Genomic DNA, 16,378 nt, shown 5'->3' with positions numbered 1-16,378 from the left:
GGTTACAGCAACCCGCGCGACTTGAGCAGCAGATAGTGATCGGCGAGCCGCGCGGGGAGCTTGTCCGGCGGGGCGTCCACCACGTCGACGCCGATCCGGCCGACAGCAGTGGCCGTTCGGTTCCGTAGGGTGACGGTCCGGGCCGCGGCCGCCGCGTCGTAGATGGCCTCCGGATTCTCCCGGGCCGCGATCATCTCCTCCAGCGCCGGATCGGCGACGGATCCGATGACGACCTTGTAGTGCTGCGCCAGGACCGACAGCGGCGGCAGCAGTGACTCTTCGACGGCGGCCGGTTCCAGTGGGGTCAACAGCACCAACAGGGCCCGCTGTCGGCTGATCTTCGCGACCTCTGCTCCGAGCATCGGCCAATCCGCCTCCAGCAGCGCCGGTTCGAGGTTCGCCATGGCGGTGACCAGGCTGTTGAGCAGTGTCGTGCGGCCCACCCCGACCACCCGTCGGTGGACGCGTCGGTCGCCGGCGATGAGGTCGACGCGGTCGCCCGCATGCGACGCCAGGGCGGCGAGCAGCAGAGCGGCGTCCATCGCGGCGTCGAGGCGTGGGACGTCGCCGACACGACCGGCCGAGGTACGCGACGTGTCGAGCACGATGACGATGTGCCGGTCCTTCTCGGGCTGCCAGGTGCGCACGACGGTCGAGCGGCGTCGTGCTGTCGCCCGCCAGTCGATGCTGCGGACGTCGTCCCCTTCGACGTAGTCCCGCAGGGAGTCGAATTCGGTTCCCTGCCCGCGTATCCGGACCGCCGACCGGCCGTCGAGCTGGCGCAGATGGGCGAGCCGTGAGGGCAGCAGGCGTCGTGAACCGAACGGCGGGAGCGCGCGGACCCGGCCCGGTAGCGGCATGCTGCGTTGCCGACCGGCGAGTCCGAGGGGGCCGAGGCGACGAACGGTAGCCCGCACCGCGAGCCGGTCGCCACGGCGCGTCGGGGTGAGCGTGGTGGTGACCGAGCGGGTGTCACCCTGGGGCACGGTGAGTCGATGGACCGTGTCGGTGGCACCGGCCGACGGTTGCCAGCTGTCGCGCAGGACGCCGCGGAAGGTGCCGGTTCCGGTGTTGGTGACGGTGATCGAACATGAGGTGGTCTCCCCGAGCCGGACCGGTCCGGGCACCGACCGTGCCAGGGCGACGGTCTTCGTCGACCCGGCGAGGACGAGGTCCAAGCACATCAGCAGTACGCAGAACAGCACCCACAGCACCGGGACGGCATAGTTCGGCCACACCAGGATCGGCACTGCGCCGAGCAGCAGCAGGATCAGGAACCGGCCGGTGAGGAACATCAGCGTGGGACGGGGACCGAGTTCACGGCGGCGTCGAGGACCGAACCCACCGACACCCCTTCGAGTTCGGCCTCGGGACGCAGCGACAGGCGGTGCGCGAGCGTCGACTGTGCCAGCGCCTGAACGTCATCGGGGGTCACGAAGTCGCGCCCGTTCAGCCAAGCCCAGGCCCTGCTGGTCCCGAGCAATGCGGTCGCGCCTCGCGGACTGACGCCGAGCGCGAGGGACGGGGAGAACCGTGTCGCACGGGCGATGTCGACGATGTAGGCGGCCACCTGAGGTGCGACGCTGACACGCCGGACCTGTTCGATCCCGGCCTCGACGTCGGCGGCGGAGGCGACCGGCCGCAGTCCGGCCGCGGCGAGATCACGCGGATCGAATCCGGCCGCATGCCGGGTGAGGACCGTGATCTCGTCGTCACGGGGCGGCAGCGGCAGTGTCACCTTGAGGAGGAAGCGGTCGAGCTGGGCCTCCGGCAGCGGATACGTGCCCTCGTATTCGACGGGGTTCTGCGTGGCGGCGACGAGGAAGGGGCTGGGCAGGGGGCGACCCACGCCGTCCACGGTCACCTGCCGTTCCTCCATCGCCTCCAGCAGCGACGCCTGCGTCTTCGGCGGGGTGCGGTTGATCTCGTCGGCCAGCAGCAGGTTGGTGAACACCGGGCCCTCGCGGAACGTGAACTCCGAACTGGCGGCGTCGAACACGAGCGACCCCGTCACATCTCCGGGCATGAGGTCCGGGGTGAACTGCACGCGTTTGGTGTCGACGTCGAGCGCGGCCGCGACCGATCTGACGAGGAGCGTCTTCGCGACACCGGGTACGCCCTCGAGCAGGATGTGTCCGCGGCAGAGCAGTGCGATGAGGATGCCGGCGACCGCCGGGTCCTGTCCGACAACCGCTTTGGCGACCTCGGCACGTACCGCACCGAGCGCGGCCCGCGCGGTGTTCGACGACGAGGCGGGTCCGCTGTGCGGACTCTGCGGCGGCGCCTTCTCGAACGGACCGGGTCCGGAGGTGCGGGATGGGTCGACGGTCATGGTGTGTGTCGGACTTCCTTCTCGAGGGCGGTCAGTTCGGCGACGAAGAGGACGAGGCCTTCGTCGGTGGTGGGGAGCGGTCCGGCGAGCAGGGCGCGCACCCGGACGAGGTCGCGGCCGGTGACGGACACGACGGCGGTGATGATCGCGTGTACCGCAGGATCGGCCGTCTCCCCCTGGGCCACAGTCCTTTCCCATCCCGGTGTGGCCAGTTCGTCGGTGGCCCTCCCGGCGTCGTAGGGCAGGCCGAGGTACGAGGCGAGCGAGGTCAGTGTGTGAATTCGCAGCGCGGCGGCGGACCGGGCGTCGGCGCGGGCCTTGTGATACATCCGACCCCGCGCCTGGGTGGTCTCGATCGCCTTGACGACCGCGGGCAGCGGCTCGGTGACCAGCGCGCCGAACCGGCGACCCCGCCAGAGCATGAGGGCCAGGACCGCGAACGCGGCGAGCACGATCAGCGGCCCGATCGCCGCCGGGATGTCGGAGTCCTCGTCCTGCGTCGGCACCTCGTCGGTGAAGAACGGGACGTACCAGAGGATATCGTCGGCATCGGCGAAGAGCCGGGTGGTCACGCCGGCGTTGTCCCGGAGCGCGAGGTTGTCGTTGATCAGCATGTCGCCGCTGATGACCACGATCTCAGGACGGCCGGAGCCGGCCGGCAGGTACAGCACATTCGATGCGGTGCCGGTGGTGAAGCAGGACGTCGCACCTGGTGCGGAGGTGCTGTAGCCGAGGGCGCCGCCGGTGATGATGTCGTCGGCGGCGATCTCGGCGGTGGTGCACCGGGCGGCCACGCCGGTCGGGGCTCCGCCGAACTCCAGCCGGACGGGAAGTTCGAGGAGCGACAGAGCGCTGTCCTGCGGCGCGATCAGGATCACCCGGTGTGCCTCGGACACCCGATCGAGGAACTGTTGCGCGGTACCGGGATTCAGCGCGCCCACCGATGACACGACGACCGTCGTGTTGCCTCCGGGGCGGGGTGCGCCGGTGAACTCGTCCAGTCCGCGTGCCTGACGGAGGTCGCCGCCGTGCTCGTCGATGATCCGGGCCAGCGCCCGGGCACCCTGGGGCCTCGGGTTGTCGGGGTCGTAACTCACCCCGGGCCCGGGTTCCGCCCCGAACACGGTCAGGGCGGACACTCCGAGCAGACCGATCGCGCCGATCACGACGACGACCAGAACCACCACGAGCACCCAGATCCATCGCGGCGTACCGCGCTTCGGCGGGGCGGGCGCGATCGACGGAGCACTGGTCGTCGTCATCGGGGCACCGCCAGACGATGCGGATCCGAGGTGCCCACCGCGGCCGGCAGGGTGGACGACACCGCACGTTCCAGCTCGAGCACCGCCCGCGCCGGCCCGGCGGCCGCGTGGCGGTCGCCGTACGCGATCGCGTCGAACAGGTCAGCGGCACTGCGCAGTTCGACGCCGTGGTCGGGGAAGCGGGACACCAGTTCGGTGGCCACCTCGTGTGCGGTGAGAGACGGCTCATCGGCGAGCAGGCCTCGTTCGATGGCGCGCCGGGCGAGGGCTCGAACCGCGTAGACCACGCTGCCGTCGTAGTCGCCTGCGGCGTAGCGGTCCTCGGCCTCGGCGCGGAGTTCGTTCGCCGATCGCGTACCGGACAGCACCACCTTGGCCGCGCCGGAGTCCGCGGTCTTCGGGACGCGCGGGATACGTCGAACCCGACGGATCACGAGCACGGCGAGGCCCACGAACAAAAGTATCGCGACCACGATGACGATGGCCCGGATCGTGTCCGAGCCACCGAACAAGTCCAGGATGTTGTCGGCGATCCACTCCCACACGCGGTCGCTGAACTCGTCCCACCACGACGGTTCCGGCGGCTGATAGACGTCCTTCGACAGCTCGTCCTCGGCCCAGCGTCGGGCCTCCTCGTTGCCGGGGTCCAGCGGAGCAGCCAGGATCGGGGTCACGGATACCGGCCTTTCCGCGCTGCTGCGACCTCGTCGTTTTCCCGGACTCGAGGCCGGAAGGGACTCTTGCGGCGAACGTATCAAAGAACCCTGCGCAAGCACCGCAAACATCCACCGGTCGACGGACCCGCGTGCTACGGTGCGGAATTAGAACACGTTCTAATTCCTGGAGGATTCATGACCGTCGAGCAAGCCGACCTCGCCGACAAGATCGACGCGGCGGTCGACGCCTACGTCGAGCTGCTGAACAACGGCACCGCAGAACAGATCGCCGACCTCTACGCGCCCGACGCGACCGTCGAGGACCCGATCGGCGCCGACATCCGCAACACCCGCGAACAACTCGTCGAGTTCTACTCGGTGATCACCGGCATGGAAGAGCGCACCGCGACCCTCAAGTGGAAGAAGGTCGCCGGCGACACCGCGGTCTTCGAGTTCACCCTCGTCACCAAGACCTCTGGTCTCGCCTTCGAGATCACGCCCGTCGACATCATGGTCTTCAACTCCGACGGCAAGGTGTCGTCGATGCGCGCCGTCTGGCGTCCGGAAGACCTGACCCAGCTCTGAGCTGCACCATTTGCTGCGCTGATCTGCACCCCACTCGCTGCTCTGAGCTGCACCCCCTCGCTGCCTGAGGTGCGAGGAGCGCAAGCGACGAGCCACGAAGGCCTGGTGAGACGACTTCCGCGATTCAACCCCGGCCCGTCGGCCGCAGCACAATGTCCTGCGGGTGGGCGTCGGCCGGGGTCTGGATGGCGTGTACGACGGCGGCGGCGACCGACTCCGGGCGCAGGAACTGCGAGGCGTCGTAGTCCCGGCCTTCGATGGCAACCAGTTCGCGCTGCATGTCGGTGTCGATGCGTCCGGGGTAGACCGACGTGACCCGGAGCGTCGGCTCCTCGGCGCGTAGGGAGTCCGCGAGGGCGCGCAGGCCGAACTTGCTTGCCGCGTAGGGCGCCCAGCGTGGCTTGGCCGACCGCCCGGCGCCCGAGTTGACGAAGACGACGTGCCCTTCTGCCTGCCGTAGCGCAGGAAGAAGGAGCCGCGTCAGTTCGGCGACCGCCACGAGGTTCACCTCGAGTACGTGCTGCCATTCCTCGACCGGCGTGTCCGAGACATGCTCGAGACTGCTGCCGACACCGGCGTTGTGGACCAGCACATCCAGTTCGTTGATGGTCTCCACGGCGGCGGCGACCTCGTCGTAGTCGGTCAGTTCGACGGCGAAGGTGCTCGCACCGTCGAGTTCGGTGGCGAGGTGGTCGAGTTCGGGTGAGGGGCGTCCACCCAGCAACAGGTCATGGGTGGGGGCGAGCTGTCGGGCGATCTGGGCGCCGAGGCCGCGACTGGCCCCGGTGATCAATGCGGTGGGCACTCTGCCAACCCTACTGCGCCGGACGACATCGGCCGCGGGGTGCGCGGTGGGTCACCTCGGTGAGCACACGCGGACGTCGCGAGGCAGAATCGTCGGGGTGGCCAGGTACGGATTCACCCCAACGCAGCTGTCGGCCCGTGCCGCGTATCTGCTGCGCGGCAACGACCTGGGCACGATGACCAGTGCGGCACCCAAGCTGTACCCGCACATGTGGAGCTGGGACGCCGCGTTCGTGACCGTCGGTCTCGCACCGCTGTCCGTCGAACGCGCCGTGATCGAGATGGACACCCTGCTCTCGGCGCAGTGGCGCAACGGCATGATCCCGCACATCGTGTTCGCCAACGGCCGAGACGGATACTTCCCCGGCCCATCCCGCTGGGAGTGCGCACGTCTCGCCGAGTGCGCCCCCGACTTCCCCGACACCTCGGGCATCACGCAGCCGCCGGTTCATGCGATCGCGGTGCAGCGCATCCTCGACCATTCCCGCCGTCACGGGCGCACGACGCGGGCGGTGGCCAACGAGTTCATCGACCGCCGGTGGAGCTCCCTGGTGCGATGGCATCGCTGGCTCGCACATGCCCGGGATCCCATGGGGCGCGGCCGGATCACCATCTTCCACGGCTGGGAATCCGGTATGGACAACTCGCCGCGCTGGGACTCGGCGTACGCGAATGTTGTTCCTGGACTAAATCTTCCGCCGTATGCCCGGGCCGACCTCGACCACGTGTCCGACCTGTCTATGCGGCCGACCGACCTCGAGTACGACCGCTACATCTGGCTCGTCGAGCAGATGAAGCGCGCGAACTACGATGACGATCTGCTGCCGAAGGTCATGAGTTTCGCCGTCGAGGACGTCTTCGTCAGTGCGATCTTTGCGGTCGCCTGCGACGTGCTGGCGACGATCGGTGAGGACTACTCCAAGCCCCTGGCCGACGTTCGTGACCTGCGCGCCTGGGCAGACCGCTTCCGCGCCGGCGTCGTCGGCGCAGCCAACGACCGCAACGGTGCTGCGCGGGATTTCGACCTGCGCGCGAATTCCTGGATCACCACCGAGACCATCGCGGCGTTCGCACCGCTCATCTGCGGTGGACTCCCCCGCGACCGGGAACGCGCACTGCTCCGGCTGTTCGACGGCCCGCGCTTCTGTGGGCATCCCGACCTTCGGTACGCGGTCCCGCCGTCGACGTCGCCGATCTCGGCCGACTTCCGTCCGCGCGAGTACTGGCGCGGCCCGGTGTGGCCGGTCATGACCTGGCTGTTCAGCTGGGCGTTCGCGCGTCGCGGCTGGACCGAGCGGTCCGCGCGGCTCCGCGAGGAAGGTCTGCGTCAGGCCACCGACGGCTCGTTCGCCGAGTACTACGAACCGTTCACCGGCGAACCTCTCGGCAGCATGCAGCAGAGCTGGACCGCGGCGTCGGTGCTGGACTGGCTCGACTGAGTACACCGGGTCGACTACCTGGGAGGTAGTGGCCTACCTGCGCTTCCGCGCGCAGTCTGGAGACACGACAGTCTCTCCAGGAGGTGTCCGATGACCACTCAGCCGATTGCCACCACGATCCGCGTGCGCCACCGCCCGGCCCCGCCGCCGCGACCTGTGGCGTCGACCCCGAAGTGGCTGACCGCGGTGATGAAGTGCGACAAGGCGCTGTCGTTCTGGTTTGTCCCCGCCGGCTTTCTGTTCGCGCCCTTGCTGCTGATCCTCGATCCGTGGCCCGTTGCCCGGACCGTCACCCTCGTCGCGATCTCCCTCTGCGGATTGTGGCTCGGGGTCCTCGGGGTGTTCATGGCCGTCGGACTCGCCCACGTGTTGCGTTCCGGGGACGTGCTTCCGGACGAGTATTGGTACCGATTGCTCGACTACCACCCGCCCCGGGGCATGAAGTAGCGCCACTCTTTCCGTTCCCGCTCACCTGACAACGCTGGCTGCCGGCCTTGTCGTGAGACAGGTTGGTAGCCAGGGTGGGCGCGAACGGATTACGTGATCGGATCTCAATCTACCTGCACGTAGACCCGACAAATGATGGCGGCGCCGCTGGTGCCCGACGCGCGTAGCACACCATTACAAAGCCGTCACACTGCTGAAACACGCCACTTGTTTCATAACAGGGGACGGCGTCCACTCCCAAGAGTCACCACCGGAACACCAGATGGCCACGGAAGAGACGCCGAACCAACAACCCCTACGAGCGCGCAGCGCCCGACTGAGACATGGAGGAGCATCGTGACGATCGAGAGTGCCAAGGCCCTGGAGTTCCGCGTGACCAGCGATGGCTTCAAGGACCTGCCGAAGATGCCCGAGGCGGAGTACCCCGGCACCGAGGGCTTCATCGGCGACGTCTACGAGAACCCGGACGGCAGCCCGATGTGCAGCGGGTACTTCGAGCTCCGCCACACCGATGAGCCGCTGTACTACGAGTACGAATACGACGAGATGAAGGTCGTCCTCGAGGGCGAGTTCCTGTTGGAGAACAAGGAAACCGGCCAGAAGACGGTCGCCAAGGCCAAGGACGCGATCTTCTTCCCCAAGGGCTCGAAGATCTATTTCAGCACCCCCGACTATGCGCTCGCCTTCTACACCGGTCTGCGCGACGCCACCCTCCTCTGATCGGTGGCCATGTCGCAGATCGCGTACTCCAGCGTGCCGGTGTGGGCGCGGCCTGGTGACCTGGTCGAGCCGACGACCCCCACGCCGACCGGCAGCTCCTATCTGCTGGTCGGTGTCGGGGACGTCGCCGACACCCTGGGTCGCTGGGAGGCCGACTTACCGCCGCTGGCCACCAACCGGATCCACGGCAACGCCGACGCCGCCGCCGACCAGCTCGGGGTCGCGCTCACCGAGGCCACCGTCGGGGTCCGGGTCTGGATCGTCGCCGACGCCGGCTCGGCACTTCGGCTGCGTGCCGTCGCCGTCAAAGCCGGCCTCGAAGACGACGAGATCGAAGTTCTGGCAATCGATTCCGCCGGCCGCGTGGAGGCTGATGTGTTCTGTTCACACTGTCGGTCGGTGACCCGTGCCCGGGTGGCGATCGACGACGTCATCCCCTGCGCCGGTTGTCGGCGCGACCTGCTCGTCTATCACCACGTGTCCCGTCGGACAGGCCAGTACCTGGGCTTCATGGTCGACGCCGAGACCGCCCAACCCCTGTCCACCGGTGAGGAGGTCGAACTGTGAGCATCACAGTCGCAGCACCTGATTCGGCCGAAACCGCCGCAACGTCGACGAGCCGCGCCGACCGCGCGGCCACGATGCAACTCGTCGTGACCGCGCTCGACGCCACCGTCGCCGGCATCCGCAGCATCACGCTCGCGGACCCGAACGGTCGCGCGCTCCCCGGTTTCGTACCGGGCAGCCATCTGGTGGTGCACGCGGGTGAGCACACCAATGCCTACAGCCTGACCGGCGACGGCACCCACCCCATGCAGTACTCGATCTCGGTCCTCAAGGTCGACGACGGCAACGGCGGATCCCGCTGGTTGCACGAAGAACTCGCCGTCGGACACCTGCTGACCGTCGGGCTCCCCCGTAGCGCCTTCGCACCGATCGCCCGCGCCCGCAAGCACCTGCTGGTCGCCGGCGGGATCGGGATCACCCCGATGGTGTCCCACCTGAGGGCCGCCGTGCGTTGGGGACGCGACGTGCAGTTGCTGTACGTGTTCCGCGAGGAAGCCGCCGCCCACCTCGACGACGTCACGGTGCTCGCCCGGGCCCGTGCCGAACTGTTCACCGACCGTCTCTCGTTCACCGAGCGCCTGGATGAAGCGCTTCGTGCCCAGCCGGTCGGCACCCACCTCTACGTCTGCGGACCGTCGGCGATGATCGACGCCGTCGTCGGTGCGGCGATCGCGGCCGGCTGGCCCGAGTCCCGAATCCACTTCGAGCGCTTCGGCATAGACGCACTCGATGCCGGTGACCCCTTCCGCGTCGAGCTCACCGAATCCGGCCGGAGCATCGACGTCCCGTCCGGGACGAGCATGCTCGAGGCCCTGGAAGAGGTGGGCGTCGAGGTCCCGAATCTGTGCCGGCAGGGCGTGTGCGGCGAATGTCGCATCCCCCTGTCCGGCGGATCACCCATCCACCGCGATCTCTACCTCAGTGCCGAGGAGAAGTCCGCCGGTGACGCCATCATGCCGTGCGTCTCCCGCGCCGCCGACGGTTGCACCTTGGAGGTTCCCCTGTGACAAGCACACTCGACAACGTGGCCGCCGAGACGGCGGCCGACCTGATCGCCGGCTTCCCGTTCCCCTTCCTCGAAGACCGGTACCGATACAGCACCAACGTCGAACCAGCCGAGCAACCCGTCACGACGCCCGCGGGTCAGTGGGGCACCGCCGTGGTCGACATCGACTGCGAGTACCGCGCGGAACTCGACCAGCGCGCGGTGATCCTCGCCGCCGACCCGACCCGCCACGCCGTACTCCCCCACATGCTCCCCGCGGCGTGGGACGCGATGTTCACCCTCATGCGCGAACTCGACGCCGCGTATCCGGAGCAGATGCAGCTGCGCTCGACGGGACCCGACGAATGGTTGTGGCGCAACGGCATCCTCGGGATCGAACAACACTTCCGCTACGGGGACGCGACCACCCTCCCCGACGAACCGTTGCGGTACATCACTTCTCAGGTCCAGGAGGATATCGCCCTCCTCGACCAGCGCAACGACCAGCTCTTCGTCGACGCCGGCGTGGTGACCTTCGCCGCCGACTGGAGTTTCGGCTTCGACGTCGGCATGAGCTTCCTCGAAATCCACGGGCCCGTCCCGCGGGTGCGCAAAGAGGGTGTCATCACCCGAGCACACGAATTCCTCAAACGCCTTCAGCCGCACCAGCCCTACCGGCGGACCAACTGGACACTTACCATCGATCGTCGCCTCGACGTGTCGACGGAGCTCTACCCGGAGTGGGGCCCCGACCGCGAGAGCATCCAGTTCGTCGACGATGCCGAGTTCGGTCGCCGCGTACACCTGCGCGTCGAGGTGCAACACCTGATCCGCCTGCCCGACTCGGGCGCGGTCATGTTCCTGATCCGCACCTACATGCTCCCCCTGGAGCAGCTGGCCACCGTCGACCCGTGGCGGCGTCGTGCCGCCGAGGTCCTGGCCGAGCTGCCCGCGGACATGGCCGAGTACAAGGGCATCATCAAGTACCGGGATCGCGCGGCGCAGTGGTTGCGCGACGCCGCACCGACCCCGCCGGCACCGACCGGCCCGGGCATGCCGGTCTGGCCGGCCACTCCCCCGGCGATCGACACCACCGGGGCCGCTTTCCTCGTGGTCGCCATCGGCGACAGCGCCGAGACCGCGCACGTCTCGCGCAACTGGGTCGCGGCGGCCGAGGCCGTCGGCGCCACCCGGCTGCTCGTGCTCGACACCCTCACCGACGAGCAGGATCGTGCGGCCCTCGACGCCGCACTCGGCGAAGCACTCACCGGCACCCGGGTCCTCGTCACCGGCGGCCAGTACGACGTGATGACCGCCCTGGCGATCGCGCGCGAGGCCGGAGCCGTCCCCGCCGAACTGTCGTCCTTCGTCGTCCACACCCGCGATCTGCCGCTCTACTGTGCGCACTGCCGCAACACCTTCCGCGTCGAGGGACGTGCCGGCGGGATCGTCACCTGTCCCGGTTGTGCTCGGGATCTGGAGATCCACGAGCACCATTCGTCGACGATGGGCAGCTTCCTGGCGTCGGCCGCGGGAGGTGATGCATGACGGCACCAGCCATCCCCGCACACCTGCACCCGGGGTATGCGACCGCGCCACGTCCGATGCGCGTCGCCGCCGTTCGACGACTGACCGGGGACATCACCCACTTCCGGTTCGCACCACTCGCCGACGCCCCACAGGTACTGACGCCTTACCAACCGGGTAGCCATCTCATCGTCACGGCCGGTGACCACCGCAACGCCTACTCGCTCGTCGACGACGGTATGTTCCCGAACACCTACGGCATCTCGGTCCTGCGCCGCGGCGCCGGTGGAGGCTCGGATTGGTTGCACGACAACCTCACCGAGGATGCGATCGTCGAGGTGGAGGGGCCCCGGTCGATGTTCGCGCCGATCCTCGACCAGCGGGGAGCGCTGCTGGTGGCCGGCGGCATCGGCGTCACCCCGGTCTTGTCGCACGCTCGGGCGCTGGCGCGGGAGGGGCGTCGTGCCGACATCGTCTACTCCTACCGGCCCGGCAGCGGCGCCCACCTCGACGATCTCCGTGCGCTCGCCCAGCAACCCAACGTCACCCTGCACGAGGTCTCGGGGATCGACGCCACGACGGAACTGCTCGCCGAGAGATTCCGGTCGCAACCGCTCGGGACCCACGCCTACGCGTGCGGACCGGCCACCCTGCTCGACACCTACACACAGCTCGCCGCGCAGGCCGGATGGCCCACGGCGCGAGTTCATCTCGAACGATTCGCCGCACCCGAACAGGAGCCCGGCGACCCGTTCACCGTGACGCTCTCCTCGACCGGTGCCCGGATCGACGTCCCGGCCGGGGTGTCCCTGCTGCAACGACTCCTCGACAGCGGCGTCGAGGTGCCCAACCTGTGCCGCCAGGGTGTCTGCGGCGAATGTCGAATCCCCGTGCGCGCAGGCGCCATCGAACACCGCGACCTCGTCCTGTCCGACGAGGAGAAGGCGCTCGGCGACGCGATGCTGTGCTGTGTCTCACGGGGCCAGAGCATCGAGGTGGACCTGTGACCACAGAAGCGATCCCGACCGCATCGGCCCGCGAGTACCTGTCCGGCCCGGTGGACCACCTGTCCAATCTGCCGTGGCCGTTTCCCGACGACCTCGAAGAGTTCTCCTACAGCGTAAACGTCGAACCCGCCCGCAACCCCCGTCGCACCCGTGCCGGCGAATGGGGAAGGCGCCTGGTCGATCTCGGCGGTGCGGAATACCCGGAGATGATGGCCGAACGCCGCCGGATCCTCGACAGCGACCCGTCACGCGTGCGGGTTCGCGCCGGTATGGAGGTCGCCTGCTGGGACCTGTTGCTCTACTACCTGCGCGACCTCGGCATCTCGTATCCCGACATCATGCACCTTGACGAGTACGGTGACGGCAGGTTCCACTGGCGCAACGAGATCCTCGGCACCGACCAGGAATTCGTGCTCGGCGACCCCGACTCGCTGCCCTACGGGCCCATGGAGTTCCTGGCGCGTGAGGTGCCCGACGACCTCCTGCTCGTCACCGAACGCGACGGGCGCCTGTACTTCGACGCCGGTGTGGTGACCTTCGCCGCGGCGTGGTCGGTCTCCTTCGATGTCGGTATGGACATGTACGAGATCCACGCCCCGGTCCCGCGCATGCTTCGCGAGGGCATCGTCGCCCGCGCCGAACAGTTCTTGCGCAATCTACCGGCGGATCAGGTGTACCGCAGGGTGAACTGGACTCTCTCGGCGTCGGATTCGCACAAGCTCGACGTCAGTCTCGAAGAGCTGCCGGCCTGGGCGGGTGACGTCCCGGGCATGATCGCCGACGGCGATTTCGGCAGGGCACGCCTGCGAATCGAGCTGGAACACTTCGTCCGGTTGCCGATGTCGGGTGCCGTGACGTTCAATATCCGGACATTCATGGCCTCGCTGGAGGATGTGAAACGAATACCCGAGTGGGCCAACCAATTGGCGACCGTCATCGAGACACTCGGTGAGGACATCGCCGCCTACAAGGGATTCCTCGACTATCGCGACAACGTCGTCGCCTATCTACGCGGTCAATGACGCCCGTGAGCTGCTGGTGTAAGTAACCCGGACCTCAGAGTCTCCGAACCGAAAGATCGCCCATGGAACCGATACTCGCGGCTAACGCCGACCTGGCCTGGATGCTGGCGGCCTTCGTCTTCGTCCTGTTGATGTTCCCCGGCCTCGCCTTCTTCTACGGCGGCATGGTCGGCTCCAAGAACGTCCTGAACATCATGTCGATGGTCATCTCCACTCTCGGGATCACCGCTGTGCTCTATGTCGTCATCGGTTACGGACTCGTGTCCGGCCCGTCGGTGGGCGGTTGGGGCCTCATCGGCAACCCGACCGACTTCATCGGCTTGACCAACTGGTTGACCGACGACGCATCGGGGGCGACCCAGACGCTGTACTTCGCGGCCTGGTTCATCCTGTTCGCCGCCATCACCATCGCCATCGTGGCCAGCGGCGCTGCCGGCCGCATGAAGTTCTCGGCGTGGCTGGTCTTCGCGCCGATCTGGCTGCTGGTGGTGTACTTCCCCCTGGCCCACTGGGTCTTCTCGGCCGACGTCGACGACGACTACAAAGGCGGCTTCCTGCTGAACAAGCTCGAGATCGTCGACTACGCAGGCGGAACCGCGGTCCACATGAACTCCGGCGTCGCCGCGCTCGCACTCGCCGTCGTGCTCGGTGCCCGCAAGCGTCGCATGGAGCGTCCGCACAACGTGCCGATGACCATGCTCGGTGGCGGCATCCTGTTCTTCGGATGGTTCGGTTTCAATGGCAGCTGTGCCCTCGGCGCCAACTTCCTCGCCCAGTCGGTCATCCTGAACACCCTGCTCGCCGGGTCCGCCGGCATGATCGGCTTCGCGATCATCGAGAAGTGGCGTGAAGGTCATGTCACCTCGCTGGGCATCATCACCGGCGTCGTCGCAGGTCTGGTCGGTATCACCCCGGCGGCCAGCAGCATGGCCCCGCTCGGTGCCCTGCTCGTGGGCATCTTCGCCGCCGCGGTCGTCGCTTTCCTGCTCAGCTTCAAGTCGAAGCTGAAGGTCGACGAGACCCTCGACGCCTTCGCCGTACACGGCATCGGCGGCATCGTCGGTACCTTCTGCATCATCCTGTTCGCCACCGATGCCGCTCCGGCCGGCGTCCAGGGCGTCTTGTTCGGCGGCGATCCCGAGATCATCTGGCGTGAGCTCGCCGGTATCGCGATCACCTGCACCTACTCGTTCGTGATGACCTGGCTCATCGCGAAGGGTCTCGACAAGGTGATGGGGATCCGCGTCGACGACGAGACCGAGATGGTCGGCCTCGACACCGTCCTGCACGCCGAGACCGCCTACGAGATCCCCAGCGCGAGCGTCGGTCATCCGGGCGGCGGCCTGGGCTCGCTGTTGCCGTCGGCAGCCGCCGATTCGGTGGAGAAGTCGATGCCTTCCTCGACTCCGCCCGCGCAGGTCTGACCGCGCGGAGAAAGTGAGCAACGGCCCGGGGCCCACCGTGAGAACGGTGGGCCCCGGGTCTTTTTCGTCCCGTCACATGAGGCGCCGAAACGACACCGACCGCTCACTCGGCGGAAACAGGGACGAAACAAACGGCCGGTCTACTAGCGGTAGACATTGATTCACACGAGTGGACAATCGGACAAGCACCACCTAGAGTCGACCCCGGAGCGCATCATGACCACCACCGAAACCCCCGACCCCAGCACCCTCGCCGACCTGTGTGCGGCGAACGAGATCAAGTTCATCCTCGCCATGTTCGTCGACCTCCGCGGCAAGCCGTGCGCCAAGCTGGTGCCGGTCGAGGCCGTCGACGAACTCGCCACGGAAGGTGTGGGTTTCGCAGGTTACGCGGTCGGTGCGATCGGCCAGGAACCCAAGGATCCCGACCTCATCGCGGTCCCCGACGTCAGCTCCTTCCTCCCCATCCCGTTCATCAAGGAAGGCCTCGCCGTCGTCCAGTGCGACCCGCACGTCGAGGGCAAGCCGTGGCCGTTCGCGCCGCGCAACATCCTCAAGACCCTGATCGCCCAGACCGCCGACGCCGGCTTCGAGCCGTGGGTGGGCGCCGAGGTCGAATACTTCCTGCTCAAGCGCGCTGACGATGGTTCGCTCGTCACTGCCGACGCGGCCGACGACTCCGACCAGCCGTGCTACGACGTCCGCGGACTCACCCGGATGTACGAACACCTCACCGCGGTGTCCACTGCCATGAACCAGCTCGGCTGGAGCAACTACGCCAACGACCACGAGGACGGCAACGGACAGTTCGAGCAGAACTTCAAGTACGCGGATGCGCTGACCACCGCCGACCGGGTCGTCGCCCTGCGCTACCTCCTCTCGGCCATGGCCGCCGAGAAGGGCATGATCGCCACTTTCATGCCGAAGCCGTTCGCCGACCGCACCGGCTCGGGACTACATTTCCACCTCTCCCTCACCAAGGGCGGCGAGCCGGTCTTCCCGCAGGTCAGCGACGACGATCGCGGACTCGGCCTGTCCGACACCGCCTATGGGTTCATCGGCGGCATCCTCGAGCACGCGCCGGCACTGCAGGCCGTGATCGCACCGACCGTCAACTCCTACAAGCGAACCGGCGCCACCGCCACCCGCTCGGGTGCGTCCTGGGCGCCGCGCAAGGCCACCTACGGTGGCAACGACCGGACCCACTACATCCGCGTTCCCGACGACCAGCGCGTGGAACTCCGCGGCGGCGACGGATCGGCCAACCCATACCTGGCCGCAGCCGCGTTGCTCGGTGCCGGCCTGGACGGCATCAAGCGGAGCCTCGACCCCGGAGCCGTCGGCGGTGCACCCAGCCACATCGCCGAACTGCCCCTCACCCTGCTGCACGCGGTCGAGGCCTTCGAAGCCGACGCCGTCGTCGCGGGCGTGCTCGACGCCGCACTCCCCCAGGACTGGCCGGAAGACCAGGGCAGGGTGTCGACCTACTTCTCGAACCTCAAGCGCGAGGAGTTCTTCAACTGGCACGCCGCGGTCTCCCCGTGGGAAGTCGACCAGTACCTCACTGCCTTCTGACGCGACCGAACCCGGCCGCCGAACCA

16 protein-coding genes are annotated in these 16,378 nt (G+C 67.9%); 11 read left to right on the top strand and 5 right to left on the bottom strand.

What is annotated here, in order from left to right:
- Positions 1 to 2: 2 nt before the first annotated feature.
- From M1L58_RS08230 to M1L58_RS08215, 4 genes are all read right to left on the bottom strand, one after another.
- The gene (locus tag M1L58_RS08230) at positions 3 to 1,295 is read right to left on the bottom strand and encodes a DUF58 domain-containing protein (RefSeq protein ID WP_248658517.1); all 1,293 of its coding nucleotides are present in this window, start codon (positions 1,293 to 1,295) and stop codon (positions 3 to 5) included.
- Complete coding sequence (locus M1L58_RS08225; RefSeq protein WP_248658516.1) at positions 1,295 to 2,332, bottom strand: AAA family ATPase; 1,038 nt, start codon at positions 2,330 to 2,332, stop codon at positions 1,295 to 1,297. The genes M1L58_RS08230 and M1L58_RS08225 overlap by 1 nt, the downstream gene beginning before the upstream one ends.
- Positions 2,329 to 3,525 (bottom strand): DUF4350 domain-containing protein, encoded by a 1,197-nt coding sequence (locus M1L58_RS08220; RefSeq protein WP_248658586.1) that lies wholly within the window; start codon positions 3,523 to 3,525, stop codon positions 2,329 to 2,331. The genes M1L58_RS08225 and M1L58_RS08220 overlap by 4 nt, the downstream gene beginning before the upstream one ends.
- Positions 3,526 to 3,590: 65 nt before the next feature.
- Positions 3,591 to 4,268, bottom strand: a complete 678-nt coding sequence (locus M1L58_RS08215) for a DUF4129 domain-containing protein (RefSeq protein WP_248658515.1) — start codon at positions 4,266 to 4,268, stop codon at positions 3,591 to 3,593.
- 177 nt (positions 4,269 to 4,445) lie between these two features.
- On the opposite strand from M1L58_RS08215, the gene M1L58_RS08210 reads away from it, so the two are divergent.
- Positions 4,446 to 4,835: a nuclear transport factor 2 family protein gene (locus tag M1L58_RS08210; RefSeq protein ID WP_248658514.1), complete on the top strand. Its 390-nt coding sequence runs from the start codon at positions 4,446 to 4,448 to the stop codon at positions 4,833 to 4,835.
- A gap of 124 nt (positions 4,836 to 4,959) precedes the next feature.
- Here the strand turns inward: M1L58_RS08210 and M1L58_RS08205 are convergent, their stop codons facing one another.
- Entirely contained in the window at positions 4,960 to 5,640 is a 681-nt protein-coding gene (locus M1L58_RS08205) for an SDR family oxidoreductase (protein ID WP_248658513.1), read from the bottom strand.
- 97 nt (positions 5,641 to 5,737) lie between these two features.
- Here M1L58_RS08205 and ggh point away from each other — a divergent pair, with 97 nt between their 5' ends.
- From ggh to glnT, 10 genes are all read left to right on the top strand, one after another.
- Positions 5,738 to 7,078, top strand: a complete 1,341-nt coding sequence (gene ggh, locus M1L58_RS08200; RefSeq protein WP_248658512.1) for a glucosylglycerate hydrolase — start codon at positions 5,738 to 5,740, stop codon at positions 7,076 to 7,078.
- Positions 7,079 to 7,168: 90 nt separating this feature from the next.
- Positions 7,169 to 7,525 carry a hypothetical protein gene (locus M1L58_RS08195; RefSeq protein ID WP_374112679.1) on the top strand — a complete coding sequence of 119 codons (357 nt, stop codon included), beginning with the start codon at positions 7,169 to 7,171 and terminating at the stop codon, positions 7,523 to 7,525.
- Positions 7,526 to 7,861: 336 nt separating this feature from the next.
- A complete protein-coding gene (locus tag M1L58_RS08190) occupies positions 7,862 to 8,245 on the top strand; it encodes an ethanolamine utilization protein (RefSeq protein WP_248658511.1) in 384 nt (127 codons plus the stop codon).
- Positions 8,246 to 8,254: 9 nt separating this feature from the next.
- Positions 8,255 to 8,812, top strand: coding sequence for a dimethylamine monooxygenase subunit DmmA family protein (locus M1L58_RS08185; RefSeq protein WP_248658510.1), 558 nt, complete (start codon positions 8,255 to 8,257; stop codon positions 8,810 to 8,812).
- On the top strand, positions 8,809 to 9,819 hold the full coding sequence (locus M1L58_RS08180) for a PDR/VanB family oxidoreductase (protein WP_248658509.1): 1,011 nt from the start codon (positions 8,809 to 8,811) through the stop codon (positions 9,817 to 9,819). The genes M1L58_RS08185 and M1L58_RS08180 overlap by 4 nt, the downstream gene beginning before the upstream one ends.
- Positions 9,816 to 11,345, top strand: coding sequence for a heme-dependent oxidative N-demethylase subunit alpha family protein (locus tag M1L58_RS08175; protein ID WP_248658508.1), 1,530 nt, complete (start codon positions 9,816 to 9,818; stop codon positions 11,343 to 11,345). Before M1L58_RS08180 ends, M1L58_RS08175 begins: the two co-directional genes overlap by 4 nt.
- Positions 11,342 to 12,331, top strand: coding sequence for a PDR/VanB family oxidoreductase (locus tag M1L58_RS08170; RefSeq protein WP_248658507.1), 990 nt, complete (start codon positions 11,342 to 11,344; stop codon positions 12,329 to 12,331). Before M1L58_RS08175 ends, M1L58_RS08170 begins: the two co-directional genes overlap by 4 nt.
- Positions 12,328 to 13,353: a heme-dependent oxidative N-demethylase family protein gene (locus tag M1L58_RS08165; protein ID WP_248658506.1), complete on the top strand. Its 1,026-nt coding sequence runs from the start codon at positions 12,328 to 12,330 to the stop codon at positions 13,351 to 13,353. Before M1L58_RS08170 ends, M1L58_RS08165 begins: the two co-directional genes overlap by 4 nt.
- A 62-nt stretch (positions 13,354 to 13,415) precedes the next feature.
- Positions 13,416 to 14,777, top strand: a complete 1,362-nt coding sequence (locus tag M1L58_RS08160) for an ammonium transporter (protein WP_248658505.1) — start codon at positions 13,416 to 13,418, stop codon at positions 14,775 to 14,777.
- A 216-nt stretch (positions 14,778 to 14,993) separates the two neighbouring features.
- Complete coding sequence (gene glnT / locus M1L58_RS08155; protein ID WP_248658504.1) at positions 14,994 to 16,352, top strand: type III glutamate--ammonia ligase; 1,359 nt, start codon at positions 14,994 to 14,996, stop codon at positions 16,350 to 16,352.
- The last annotated feature ends 26 nt before the right edge of the window (positions 16,353 to 16,378 follow it).

Source organism: Gordonia sp. C13, from assembly GCF_023218005.1.
Taxonomy (GTDB): Bacteria; Actinomycetota; Actinomycetes; order Mycobacteriales; family Mycobacteriaceae; genus Gordonia; species Gordonia namibiensis.
This window is presented reverse-complemented; position numbering and strand designations above follow the sequence as displayed.